Annotated in this window: 11 protein-coding genes; all 11 read left to right on the forward strand. The window is 61.8% G+C overall.

Annotated elements, in window-relative coordinates:
• Window positions 1–113 precede the first annotated feature (113 nt).
• The 11 genes from tolQ to thiD all read left to right on the forward strand — a co-directional run bounded on the left by tolQ (window position 114) and on the right by thiD (window position 12942).
• Window positions 114–878 (forward strand): protein TolQ, encoded by a 765-nt coding sequence (gene tolQ, locus IFJ82_RS03965; protein ID WP_003622107.1) that lies wholly within the window; start codon window positions 114–116, stop codon window positions 876–878.
• Window positions 879–880: 2 nt separating this feature from the next.
• Complete coding sequence (tolR, locus tag IFJ82_RS03970) at window positions 881–1315, forward strand: protein TolR (RefSeq protein WP_003622109.1); 435 nt, start codon at window positions 881–883, stop codon at window positions 1313–1315.
• A gap of 46 nt (window positions 1316–1361) precedes the next feature.
• On the forward strand, window positions 1362–2351 hold the full coding sequence (locus IFJ82_RS03975; protein ID WP_040512935.1) for a hypothetical protein: 990 nt from the start codon (window positions 1362–1364) through the stop codon (window positions 2349–2351).
• Window positions 2352–2381: 30 nt separating this feature from the next.
• Window positions 2382–3755 (forward strand): Tol-Pal system beta propeller repeat protein TolB, encoded by a 1374-nt coding sequence (tolB, locus tag IFJ82_RS03980; RefSeq protein ID WP_192265673.1) that lies wholly within the window; start codon window positions 2382–2384, stop codon window positions 3753–3755.
• Window positions 3756–4009: 254 nt separating this feature from the next.
• Window positions 4010–4483, forward strand: a complete 474-nt coding sequence (gene pal, locus IFJ82_RS03985; protein ID WP_003622115.1) for a peptidoglycan-associated lipoprotein Pal — start codon at window positions 4010–4012, stop codon at window positions 4481–4483.
• A 215-nt stretch (window positions 4484–4698) separates the two neighbouring features.
• Entirely contained in the window at window positions 4699–5394 is a 696-nt protein-coding gene (locus IFJ82_RS03990) for a tol-pal system YbgF family protein (RefSeq protein WP_003622117.1), read from the forward strand.
• Between the two features lie 502 nt (window positions 5395–5896).
• Window positions 5897–7219, forward strand: coding sequence for a tRNA lysidine(34) synthetase TilS (tilS, locus tag IFJ82_RS03995; RefSeq protein ID WP_192265681.1), 1323 nt, complete (start codon window positions 5897–5899; stop codon window positions 7217–7219).
• 137 nt (window positions 7220–7356) lie between these two features.
• Window positions 7357–9291 (forward strand): ATP-dependent zinc metalloprotease FtsH, encoded by a 1935-nt coding sequence (ftsH, locus tag IFJ82_RS04000; RefSeq protein ID WP_003622121.1) that lies wholly within the window; start codon window positions 7357–7359, stop codon window positions 9289–9291.
• A 400-nt stretch (window positions 9292–9691) separates the two neighbouring features.
• Window positions 9692–10744, forward strand: coding sequence for a dihydropteroate synthase (gene folP, locus IFJ82_RS04005; RefSeq protein ID WP_192265683.1), 1053 nt, complete (start codon window positions 9692–9694; stop codon window positions 10742–10744).
• Between the two features lie 42 nt (window positions 10745–10786).
• On the forward strand, window positions 10787–12145 hold the full coding sequence (glmM, locus tag IFJ82_RS04010; RefSeq protein WP_062809412.1) for a phosphoglucosamine mutase: 1359 nt from the start codon (window positions 10787–10789) through the stop codon (window positions 12143–12145).
• A gap of 2 nt (window positions 12146–12147) precedes the next feature.
• The gene (gene thiD, locus IFJ82_RS04015) at window positions 12148–12942 is read left to right on the forward strand and encodes a bifunctional hydroxymethylpyrimidine kinase/phosphomethylpyrimidine kinase (RefSeq protein ID WP_075624575.1); all 795 of its coding nucleotides are present in this window, start codon (window positions 12148–12150) and stop codon (window positions 12940–12942) included.
• Window positions 12943–13192 lie beyond the last annotated feature (250 nt).

Raw genomic sequence — 13192 nt, forward strand, 5'->3', positions numbered from 1 at the left:
GCGCATATTTTTCCGGTCGGAACGCATGCCGGTGACGCTCTTTTGGCGTCGGGGGTTGCAGGTAGTGCATTGCTGCGCGGAAAGCGGCTTGGCGCTGACTTGCCAAACAGGCAATGTTCGTGTTTGAGCGGACGATTGAAGGTGTGCAGGAGGCGTTTTTGGACCAAGCGGTTAACGCGGCGAATCTGGGCGCGGCTGCGGCTGGCGGATTGTCGTTATGGAGTCTGTTTCTTCAGGCGGCGATTGTCGTCAAGCTGGTGATGATGGGGCTGGTTGTCAGCAGCGTCATCGTATGGGCGATCATTTTCGACAAGATCGTGACCATCCGCCGGGTCAACCGGCAGGCCTCCGATTTCGAGGAGAGGTTCTGGGCGGGCGGCAGCCTGGAGGATCTGTATGAATCCGACGGCGCAAAGCCGATTCACCCGATGGCCGCCGTATTTGGCGCGGCAATGGGCGAATGGCGTCGGTCGTCGCGTATCACGGGCATCGACCTGGTGCATGGCGGGGTGCAGGATCGCGTCAATCGCGCCATGTCCATCACCATCACGCGCGAAATGGACCGGCTGAACCGGTGGCTGATCTTTGTCGCGACCATCGGGCCGGTGGCGCCGTTCATCGGCCTGTTCGGCACGGTGTGGGGCATCATGCATGCGTTCGGGTCGATCGCTGCCATGCATAACACCAACCTCAGCGTCGTGGCGCCGGGTATTTCCGAAGCCCTGTTTGCCACGGCCATCGGCCTTGTCACCGCCATCCCTGCCGTGATCGCCTATAACGTCATCGGCAACAGCCTTGGTGTGTTCGAGGACAGGCTGGATGCGTTCGGGACCGAGTTCGCGGCCATCCTGTCGCGCCAGTCCGAAGAAAGGGGCTGATCATGGCCGGTGGCCTGCGTGACCTGCGCCGGCGTCGTCGCCGGCGCCCCATGTCGGATATCAACGTCACGCCGCTTGTGGACGTCATGCTGGTGCTGCTGATCATTTTCATGGTCACGGCGCCGATGATGACAAGTGGTGTCAATGTGGACCTGCCGAAAACCGACGCGGCCCCCGTCAATACGGACACGAAACCCATTACGGTTTCCATCCGTTCCGATGGTTCCCTTTATCTTGGGGATAATGCCGTGTCGCCGGATGCGCTGGTGGATCAGTTGCGTGCCGCGGCGCAGAATGACCGTGAACACCGCATTTTCGTGCGCGGGGATTCACATATTGATTATGGCCGCGTCATGCAGGTGATGGGGCAGATCACGGCAGGCGGGTTCACGCACGTCGCCCTGCTGGCACAGCAGCCGCCCGGTGGCGGGCACTGATACGGGCTTGGCCAACATACTGGACAATTTCGGGAGTCCCCTGATCGTGCCGCCTCCGCGTCGTTCCGAACGTGTCCTGCTGCGCCGTTCGATCCTTGTATCGGGCGGCCTGCACGTGGCGTTGCTGCTGGCGGTGATATTGCGCCTGCCGGTGCCAACGCCGCCTGAACCACCCCCACCACCCACGGTGGAGATGGAATTTACATCCGATTCCGGCGATGCCCCCCCGCACAAGGGGGAAAAGCCCGCGCCCAAACCTGCGCCCGCCCCGGCCCCGGTGCCCAATCCGGCCCCGCCCGCGCCGACACCGCCGGAAAAGGAACCCAACGAGGAGGCAGCCCCCCCCCCGCCGCCGCCTCCTCCCATGCCGCCGCCGCAGGAGGCACCGGCCCCCACGCCGGATACCCCCACGCCCCCCAAGGCGGAGGAACCGTCGCCTGATGCGCTGAAGCTGCCGCCGCAGCCACAGTCGGTGCCCGCGCCCGCAAGCGCGCCGGTGCCGCCTTCGCCGCAGCCGGAGGATAATGCGCCGCCAAAGGTGCAGGAATTCTCCCACATCACGCAGCCGAACGAGACGAAGAAGGCTGTGCCGGACACGCATTCGCTGTTGGCGACGCTGGATTCCTTCCGTGCGGACCAGAAGCAGACCCATCCGCCCAAGGCCCGCGCCAACCCGGCACAGGGGGGGGCGCCCGATGGTGGCGGTGCGCCTGACGGAGATATTACCCAGTCCATGAGTGCGGCCGACCAGAAGGGCATCGGCAATGCCGTGCGACGCTGTTATTCCGAAGATACGGCCGCGCGTAATTATGCGCAGTTCGTGGCGCATCTTGTGGTGACGGTGGATGCCACGGGCACGGCACGCATCGTGGAATTCGCACCGCAGACACAGGCGCGCATGGATAGCGACCCGTCCTATCGCGCGCTGGCGGAACGCGCGCGTGATGCGGTGCTGAGCCCCACCTGCGCCAAGCTGCCAATTCCCAAGAACCTGCTGGGCCAGACCCGACAGTTGAAATTCGTATTTCGTCCATAAAAGCAGGACGAGACCGAGGAGACGATTGAGATGAGTCCAAGTGTAAAGCCTGTTATCCCCGATGCGGATGCCGATCGCCTGGCCGCTGCGTTTGGTCGCCGTGGCGTCATGGGGGCGGGGATCGCGGGGGGGCTGCTTGCGACGCCGCTGTTCGCGCCCGTGGGCGTGGCGCATGCCCAGTCGGCGGCCCCGGATGCGGAAATTACCGTGGATCAGGCCCGTACTGCGCCGATTCCCATTGTCATCCCGTCATTGGGGAACGGGATCGGACAGCAGATCACCGATGTCATTTCCGCCGATCTGGGGAATTGCGGCCTGTTCCGTCCCATTTCGGCCTCCATGCCGACGGGGCGTCCCGATTTCGCGACGTACAAGACCATGGGTGCGCGTGCGATGGTGTCCGGGCGTGCGGAAAATACCGGGTCGTCCATCCGGGTGGAATTCCGCCTGTGGGATGTGACCACCGGCAGCCAGATCCAGGGGACAGCCTATACCGCGTCAAGCCAGGATTGGCGGCGGATCGCGCATGTGATTTCCGACGTGATCTATACGCGCCTGCTGGGGGAGAAAGGGTATTTCAATTCCCGCATTGCTTATGTCGCGATGTCGGGGCCGCGTTCGCACCAGACGCGCCGCCTTGCGATCATGGACCAGGACGGCGCCGACAGCCGGTATCTGACCAGCGGGCAGTGGGATACGATCACCCCGCGCTTCAACCCGGCGAATAGCGAACTCGCCTTCATGTCATATATCAACAACCGTCCGCGCGTTTACCTGTTCAACCTTAATACGGGGCAGCAGCGTATGCTTGGCGAGTTTTCGGGCATGTCATTCGCGCCGCGTTTCAGCCCGCGCGGCGATACGGTGGTCCTGTCGGTGACGCGCGGCAGCGGGTCCGACCTGTATTCGGTGGATTTGTCGAGCATGTCGCGCCATCAGATCACGGCATCGGGCGCGATTGACACCAGCCCGTGCTACAGCCCCGATGGGTCACAGATTGTCTTTAACTCCGATCGTGGCGGCTCCCCGCAGCTTTATGTAATGCCGGCCACCGGGGGCGATGCAAAGCGCATTTCCTATGGCCATGGGCATTACGGGTCGCCCGTATGGTCACCGCGTGGCGACCTGATCGCATTTTCGCGTATCGCCAACGGTTCCTTCTCTCTTGGTGTCATGGCGCCTGACGGGACGGGGGAACGTATCCTGACGCAGGGCTTTACAGTGGAAAGCCCGACTTTCTGCCCAAATGGCCGGGTTCTTGCTTTCTGTCGCCAGACCGCCGCCCATGCGGGCGGCGCGGGGTTCAGCTCCGGCATCAGCAGCATTGACATCACCGGCTTCCACGAGCGTCCCCTGCCGGTCGGCAGTTCGTCCGATCCGACATGGTCGCCCCTGAACCAGTAAAAGGAGACATTTTTACAACAGTCGATGGGTACAATATCATGCAGCATTTCGTCGCGTGATGGTCCGGTATGTGTCCACTTCAACTTGACGATCATGGTGCCGATGAAGTATTCATGCCGCAGGTCTCCAGCGTTCGCGGGTCTCTGTTTACGTTTGTTGGCAGGGCAAAACGAGACTCGGGACCAGCAGAATTTGTACCCGGAAATTTAACAAGTGGTTTCAATATAAAAGAAACCAATCCAGGATCAAAAGTAATGAGACTGAAGCTTCTTGGCGCCGCTGGCATGGCTCTCTTCCTTGCCGCCTGCTCCGATCACACGAACAAGGCCGTCAACACCGGCGCCGCCACCCAGCAGCAGACCGGCCCCGTGCCCGGCAGCGAAGCCGACCTGGTGGCGAACGCGGGTGATCGCGTGTTCTTCGAACTGAACCAGAACTCCCTGTCCGCCGACGCAAAGGCGACGCTGGACCGTCAGGCTGCCTGGCTTGCAAAGTATCCGCAGGTCAACATCCAGATCGCCGGCAACTGCGACGATCGTGGGACCGAGGAATACAACCTTGCCCTGGGTCAGCGTCGTGCGAACGCCGCCCATGACTATCTGGTGGCCAAGGGTGTCGCGGCTTCGCGCATCACGACCATCTCCTACGGCAAGGACCGTCCGACCGCCCCTGGCGATGACGAAGCTTCCTGGTCGCAGAACCGCAACGCGATTTCCGCGGTGCAGTAAGGTTTCCTTTCCCGTCATGGGAAATGGAGGTTTTAACGGAGCCGGTCGGGTGCTTATCACCCGGCCGGTTTTGTTTTAGGTATATGCCTGTTCCATCCGGTCCCGTACATACCGGCAAGATATAAATGCTCAAGAAGAGGATTCCATCCATGCGGTCTGTTGTGTCCAGCTTTGTTCACGCGGGGCGGCGGTCGCTGCGAACTGCTCTTTTGGGGATGGTGATGGGGGGGGCAGTCCTGCATGTTGGTGCGGCGCGGGCCGATGATAACGGCAATCTTGTGCTGCAACTGCTGGAGCGTGTGAATACGCTGGAGGAGCAGACCCGCGACATGCGCGGACAGATTGATCAGTTAAACAATCAGGTGCAGCAGCAGAATGCGACACTGAGCAAGCAGATCGCTGATATGAATTTCGCGATGCAGAACGGGCACGGTGGCGCATCGGGTGGTGCCGCCAGCGCGGCTTCGACCGCGGCAGCGGGGGCAGCGCCGCTGGCGTCGGCGGATGGCGCAGCACCAGCGAAACGTACGGCGGCTGATATCCTGAAGGACGGGAATGCGGCCTTGCTGCGGCAGGATTACACCGCCGCGCAGGCGGATGCGCAGCAGGTGCTGTCCGGTCCCAAAAGTGTGCGTCAGATTGATGCGCAGTATCTGCTGGCGCAATCGCTGGCGGGACAGAAGCAGTATCGCCAGTCGGCGCTGGCTTATTATGACACCTATAACCGTTCCCCCCATGGGGCCCGTGCGCCAAGTGCGCTGCTGGGGGTTGCCGCGACATTGGTGGCGTTGGGGGACAAGGCATCCGCCTGTCAGGCACTGGACAAGTTGTCGAGTGAATTTCCAGAACCAGAACCCCGCATCCGCAGTGCGGAAGGCATCTATCGCAAAAAGGCGAAGTGCGGCGGTTGATGGTTCCTGTCAGTAGAGGGTGACAGACTGTTTGCAAGGTGAAATCAGGCAACCAGTTGGAATGATAAAATTTTTGACCACTTTTCCCAAAGCTTTGAAAAATATTGTTTTTTTAAACGGTTGAAGTAACGCCTGATTTTCTCATTTCATTGTCAAAAGCCTGTTTCCAAACAGTTTTCTGGAGATTGTTTAAAAACAGACCATTGATAGGAAATAAGAAAAGTTTTTGGGGGCCGCCTTTCGATCGAAAAAGGCGGCGTCTTCTGAAGCTTTTTAGAAAAAGTTTCACCAAAAACCTTTATGATTTCAGGATGTTGTTGATCCTGACTTTTCAAACAGTCTCTTGGACGACGACGTTTCCTGTGAAGCTTTTTTTGGGAATGCTTCACAAGCTGTCGCCCTGTCTGAAACAGCGATGTCCGGGAATTTATATTGGTTTCGGTATGTTGGTGGGGCTGCATTTTCAGACAATCTCTCAGGCATTGCGGGGCGGCGGGGCAGGATGGATGACACCACGCGCATGATGCGTGCGCAGGGCGGCCGGGTGATTGGCGATGCCGGATTCGCGCGATGCATGCAGGCGTTGGGACCATGGTTGCCCGATGGGCCTGATGCGGTGCCGGTTGCAATCGCGGTATCCGGGGGGGCGGACAGTCTGGCGCTTGCGTTGTTGACGCGGCGGTGGCGGCGCGCGGTTGTCGGGCTGGTGGTGGATCACGGGTTGCGTGCGGAATCGGCGGATGAGGCCGCACGGACGGTGCGTTGCCTTGCAGGGATGGATATTCCTGCACGGTTGTTGCGTCTGCGGGGGTTGCTGCGTGGTCCACGCATGGCCGAACGTGCGCGACGCCTGCGTTATCAGGCGTTGTGTCACGCCTGCCGCGAACTGGGCTGTCTTGACCTCCTGCTTGGCCATCATGGTGATGATCAGGCTGAAACCGTCATGATGCGCCAGCGTGCGTCCAGTGGCCCCGACGGGCTGGCGGCGATGGCGCAGGCGGTCGCGGGGGCTGATGTGCGGTTTGTGCGGCCGTTGCTGGGTGTGTGCAAGGCTGATCTTTACGCCACCTTGCGTCATGCGGGCATCGACTGGGTGGAGGACCCGTCCAACACCGATCTGCGCACCGAACGCGCCCGGGCGCGACATGCACTGTCAACGGATGCGCAGTTGCGGCGGGTATGCCTGCAAACGGCCCAGCAGGCGGGGGGGCGGCGTATGGCGCGTGATGCGCAGGATGCGCAATGGCTGGCGGCTCATGCCCGCTTTGATGCGGGGGGATGGGTCGGCCTGCCCCGTATGTTGCCGCCCGAACGGGTGCTGTCCGCGCTGGTGCGCACCGTATCCGGCCATGAATATCCCCCTTCGCCCGGTGGCGTTGCCGCCCTGTGTGCGGTTCCGCGTGCTGCGACCCTGGGCGGGGCGTGCCTGCTGGCCCATGGTGGGGGATGGTTGCTGGCGCGGGAGGAAGCGGCGATGCAGGGGCATGTCCGCGCCCGTGCGGGCATATGCTGGGACGGGCGTTTCGTCTTGCATGTGGATGGGGTGGCGGATGGGGCGGTCCCTGCGCTGTCGGACCTGTATGTCGGTGCGGCCGGGGCGGTCGCCACATGGTGGCCGCGCGAACGGGGGCGGCCCCCCTTTCCTGCGCGCGTGTTGCGCACGCTGCCCGCGCTGCATCGGGGCGGACGGGTGGTGGCGGTGCCGCATATGGGGGTATTCGCCCCCGGCATGGAACAGGGGTGGCGTTTTGCCTTTGCCCCGCCCTGTCCGGCGACAATGCTTGCCAGATTTACCCCATCAGGGCAGATTCATCACCCCGTTTGACAGAAAGGTCTGTCATGGGGGGTGTGAATATGCCTTGATCGTCCTATGTAAGAAAGACGTAACAGGAACTTGGTGTCTGTCAGTTGGCCTGCCCCGGTGGGCCCACGAGGGCGTCAGCACATGGAACAGTGGGCAAGATGAATAATTTCGGCCGGAACCTGGCCCTGTGGGTAATCATCATTGTGCTGCTTCTGCTGCTGTTCAACGTTTTCCAGCCGGGAAGCGCACAGCACGCATCGCAGCAGTTGGCGTATTCGGATTTCATCGGTGACGTAAACACCGGGCATGTGCGCTCTGTCGTGGTGCAGGATCACACGATTACCGGCACCCTGACCGATGGGACATCGTTCGATACCTATGCGCCGCAGGACCCGACATTGATCTCGCGCCTGACGGACAAGGGCGTCGAAGTCGTGGCAAAGCCGATCGACAGCGACACCAATCCGTTCCTGCGCTATCTGATCAATTACGCACCGCTGCTGCTGATGGTGGGGGCATGGATCTTCATCATGCGCCAGATGCAGTCCGGCAGCGGGCGCGCGATGGGCTTTGGCAAGTCGCGGGCGCGGATGCTGACGGAAAAACAGGGACGCGTCACATTTGACGATGTCGCCGGCATTGATGAGGCCAAGGGCGAATTGCAAGAGATCGTGGACTTCCTGCGCGATCCGCAGAAGTTCACACGTCTGGGTGGCAAGATCCCCAAGGGCGTGCTGCTTGTCGGCCCGCCCGGCACGGGTAAGACGCTGCTTGCCCGCGCCATCGCGGGGGAGGCGAACGTCCCGTTCTTCACCATCTCCGGCTCGGACTTTGTTGAAATGTTTGTCGGTGTTGGCGCCTCACGTGTGCGCGACATGTTCGAACAGGGCAAGAAGGCCGCGCCATGCATCATCTTCATCGACGAAATTGACGCCGTGGGCCGCCATCGTGGCGCGGGCCTTGGCGGTGGCAATGATGAACGCGAGCAGACGCTTAACCAGATGCTGGTGGAGATGGACGGTTTTGACAGCAATGAGGGCGTGATCCTGATTGCCGCGACCAACCGGCCCGATGTCCTGGACCCCGCGCTGCTGCGTCCGGGTCGTTTTGACCGGCAGGTCGTGGTGCCGAACCCCGATGTTGCAGGGCGTGAGAAGATCCTGCGCGTGCATATGCGCAAGGTGCCGCTGGCGTCCGATGTCGATCCCAAGGTGATTGCGCGCGGCACGCCGGGCTTTTCTGGCGCGGACCTTGCCAACCTTGTGAACGAGGCGGCATTGATGGCGGCGCGCATGGGCAAGCGCACGGTCGCGATGCTGGAGTTCGAGAACGCCAAGGACAAGGTCATGATGGGCGCGGAACGCCGTTCGCTGGTCATGACCGATGACGAGAAGAAGATGACCGCCTATCACGAGGGCGGGCATGCGCTGGTGGGTATCCTGACGCCGGGGTCCGACCCGGTGCACAAGGCGACGATCATTCCGCGTGGCCGTGCGCTGGGCATGGTCATGAGCCTGCCGGAAAAGGATCGTTATTCCGAAAGCCGTTCGTGGTGCATTGGCAAGCTGACGCTGGCGATGGGTGGTCGCGCGGCAGAGGAAATCATCTTTGGCCCCGACAATGTCTCGACCGGGGCATCGGGCGACATCAAGATGGCAACCGATGTTGCGCGCCGCATGGTCACTGAATGGGGCATGAGCGAGAAGCTCGGCATGGTGGCCTATGGTGGCAACGGACAGGAGGTCTTCCTTGGTCACAGCGTGACCCAGAACAAGAACGTGTCCGAGGAAACCGCGCGTGAGATTGATAACGAGGTCCGTAGCCTGATTGATGCGGCCTATCTCAAGGCGCGGACATTGTTGCTGGATCACATTGATCAGTTGCATCGCCTGGGTGAGGCGCTGTTGGAATATGAAACCCTGACGGGCGAGGAAATCCGTCAGGTCCTGCGCGGTGAGAAGATCACCCGCGTTGTGGTGGATGATCCGATGCCCGAAAACCGGCGCCCGTCGGTTCCGCCTTCGGCCCCCACGGGGTCCTTGCCGGGGCCTGCGGTCGGGCCGGATGTCGGTCCCGCGCCCCAGCCGGGCTGACGCCCCGGGGCGCAGTTTCCGGGGGGCGTTTCATGATGGATCGGGATGGCGGAAGGACCGGATGGGTTCTTCCGCCATTCTTTTTTGGGCGGTTTGAAAAGAGGGTTCCTATTGACGCACCGGGGGTAATCAAAAGTTCTGGTGAATCTGTTTGTCACAGGCGCCGAAAGGCATCTTTTTTATCAAACGGTTGGTTCTGCATGTTTTCTTGGGGACTGTTGGAAAACACATCATTGATAAAAAAGAAAAGTTTCTGGGTGTCGCCTTTCGATCGAAAAAGGCGGCGTCTTCTGAAGCTTTTTAGAAAAAGATTCACCAAAAATCTTTATGATTTCAGTGTGTTATTGAGGCCGACTTTCAAACATCCTTATTGCGGCATACGAGACGGTAACGAATGGACATGACGGACGACAGGCTTCTTGAACCGCTGGGGCTGCTGTCGGGGCCGGCGGCGGCTGATGCGGTGCGCCTTGGCGTGGCGCGATGGCTGTGTGGCGGGCCGGCGGCCTTTACGCTTGCGCGGTTATGGCGCGGATATCGGGACATGGGGCTGGTGCGTGTGGATGCACTCCCGCCGGGATGGGATGATGTCCTGGCACGGGTCTGTGCCCCCCTGGGGGCGGCGGGCTTGCCAGATGGGGCGCGGGTGATGGGGATCGTCAATGTCACCCCTGACAGCTTCAGCGATGGCGGGCGGCATCTGGTGGTGGATCATGCGGTTGCCGCGGCGGTGGATATGCTGGCGCAGGGGGCGGTATTCCTTGATATCGGGGGGGAAAGCACACGCCCCGGTGCCGCGCGTGTTACCCCGGCGCAGGAATGGGACCGGATCGCCCCGGTCATTACCGCGTTGCGCAATGACGCGCGGACATGCAACGCCGTGATTTCGGTCGATACACGCCATGCACTGGTCATGGGTCATGCGCTGGCGGCGGGGGTGGACGCGATCAATGACGTATCCGCCCTGATGCACGACCCGGCGGCGGCGGCCGTGGTGGCGCATGCGGGCTGCCCTGTCATGCTGATGCATATGCGTGGCACGCCGGAGACGATGAACGATCATGCGACCTATACCGATGTCGCGGTGGATGTCGTGCGCGAACTGCGTGAACGTATTGACCATGCCGTGGCGGCGGGGGTGGCGCGTGGGCGTATCATGGTCGATCCGGGGATCGGCTTTGCCAAGACCGCGGCGCAGAACATGGAACTGCTGGCCCGGCTGCCATTGCTGGCCAATCTGGGGTGCCGTGTGGTGCTGGGTGTGTCGCGCAAGCGTTTCGTGGGGCAGGTGACGGGCGTGGCGGACGCTGCGTCGCGCGATCCGGGCAGCATGGCCGCCAGCCTGCCCGGGCTGGTATTCGCGAACACGATCCTGCGCGTTCATGACACAGGCACCATGATGCAGGGCCTGAAGATATGGCAGGGACTGGATTGCACGCAGCAGGTAAGGTAGGTCCATGCACACCAGTTCAAGCAGCCCGGGGATGGCGCAGGCATGACGAAGACAAGAAGACTGTTCGGGACCGATGGGATTCGGGGTACCGCCAACCAGGACCCGATGACGGTTGAAATCGCGCAGAAACTGGGTCAGGCCGCCGGCCTGCGTTTCATTCAGGGAACGCATCGTCACAGCGTGCTGCTGGGCAAGGATACGCGGCTGTCGGGTTATATGATCGAATGCGCACTGGTTTCCGGCTTTTTGTCGGCGGGGATGGATGTCACGCTGGTCGGTCCCATGCCCACGCCCGCGATTGCCATGCTGACGCGTTCGTTGCGCGCCGACCTTGGGGTCATGATTTCCGCCTCGCATAATCCTTATGGCGATAATGGCATCAAGCTGTTTGGCCCGGACGGGTTCAAGCTGTCTGATGAGGTCGAGGCAGAGATCGAGGAAACCATGCGTTCCGACCTCAGCGGACGTCTGGCCGCCCCCGATCAGATCGGGCGGGCCTCACGCCTTAATGACGCTGCTGGGCGGTATATCGAAAGTGCGAAATCCTCCTTCCCGCGTGGCCTGCGGCTTGATGGGTTGCGGATCGTCATTGATTGCGCCAATGGCGCGGCCTATCGCGTTGCGCCCACGGCGTTGTGGGAACTGGGGGCAGAGGTCATCCGCATTGGTTGTGACCCTGACGGGATCAACATCAACGAGGGCTGTGGCTCCACCCGGCCGGAGGCGTTGTGCGCTGCGGTCACGCGCCATCGCGCCGATATCGGCATTGCGCTGGACGGGGATGCGGACCGGGTGCTGATCGCGGATGAGAAGGGACGCCTGATCGACGGGGATCAGATCCTTGCCCTGATCGCTCGGTCATGGCTGAAGCAGGGGCGGCTTGCGGGGCGGCAGATCGTTGCGACCGTGATGTCGAATATGGGGCTGGAACGGTTCCTGTCCGAACAGGGGCTGGAACTGATCCGCACCGCCGTGGGCGATCGTTACGTCGTGGAGAAGATGCGCGAGCTTGGTGCGAACCTTGGCGGGGAGCAGTCGGGGCATATGCTGCTGTCGGATTTCGCCACCACGGGCGACGGCCTTGTCGCGGCGTTGCAGGTGCTGGCGGTGCTGGTGGAGGATGGACGTCCGGCAAGCGAGGTCTGCCGGATGTTCACGCCCTATCCGCAATTGCTGCGCAATGTGCGTTTTGCCGGGCGCAGCCCGTTGCAGGACCCCGCCATTGCCGAAGCCCGCCGCGCGGCAGAGGCGCTGCTGGGTGCGCGCGGGCGTCTTGTGCTGCGTGAAAGTGGGACCGAACCCCTGATCCGTGTGATGGTGGAAGCGCAGGATGAACCGTTGGTCCGCCAGGTAGTGGACGATATGTGTGCCGCCATCGCCGCTGTTCAGATGATGGCCTGACCATGCGGGGGCGCATCCTTGCCATCGCAGGCAGCGACAGCGGCGGCGGTGCGGGCATACAGGCGGACATCAAGGCGATCACCGCGCTGGATGGTTTCGCGATGACCGCCATTACCGCCCTGACCGCGCAGGACACGTGCGGCGTGCATGGTGTGTTGCCTGTCCCGCCGGATTTCGTCACCGCGCAGATGCGCTGCGTAATGGATGATATTGGTGTGGATGCGTTCAAGAGCGGGATGCTGGGCCATGACGGGGTCATAAACGCCGTGGCCGACATGATCGCAACCCGTCCGGATGTGCCCTATGTGCTGGATCCTGTGATGGTGGCAAAGGGCGGGGCCTCGCTGCTGCATGCTGCGGCGGTGGCCGCGCTGACGACCCGCCTGCTTCCGCTTGCGACCCTGTTGACCCCCAACCTGCCCGAAGCTGAGGTGCTGTTGGGCCGACCGGTGCGTGCGCATGGTGACATGCGGCGCGCGGCGTTGGACCTGCGTGACATGGGGGCGTGTGCGGTGCTGCTGAAGGGGGGGCATCTGCCGGGGGATGAACTGGTGGATGTGTTCGTGGATTCGGACGGAACGGTGGAAAGTTTTACCTCCACACGCGTACGGACCGCACATACCCACGGCACCGGATGCACGCTTGCCAGTGCCATCGCGGCGGGACTGGGGCAGGGAATGGCGTTACCTGCGGCCATTTCCCGTGCGCGCGCCTATCTTTATCGCGCCATCATGGCCGCGCCTGGCTATGGCCATGGGGCAGGTCCGGTCAACCACGCAGTCGATATCACGACATAGTGATACAGGGGGCATGTGCCCCCTGTCATGACCTGTGATGTGACGGGACCATTCCCCTGTCCGGCGGCACCGTCATGACCATTGCAATACATGAAAAAGCAGGGGCGATAACCTGCGCGTGTATGCCTACAACCCGCGGTTACATGCCGTTTTCTTTACATTTATGCGCTAAGGAACCGGCTGGTCCGGGGTGGCAATGGCATGGATAATTCCCTGCCATCATGACCAACATTACACGCGAAACGTGTCA

The sequence above is a fragment of the Novacetimonas hansenii genome, from assembly GCF_014843995.1.
Taxonomy (GTDB): domain Bacteria; phylum Pseudomonadota; class Alphaproteobacteria; order Acetobacterales; family Acetobacteraceae; genus Novacetimonas; species Novacetimonas hansenii.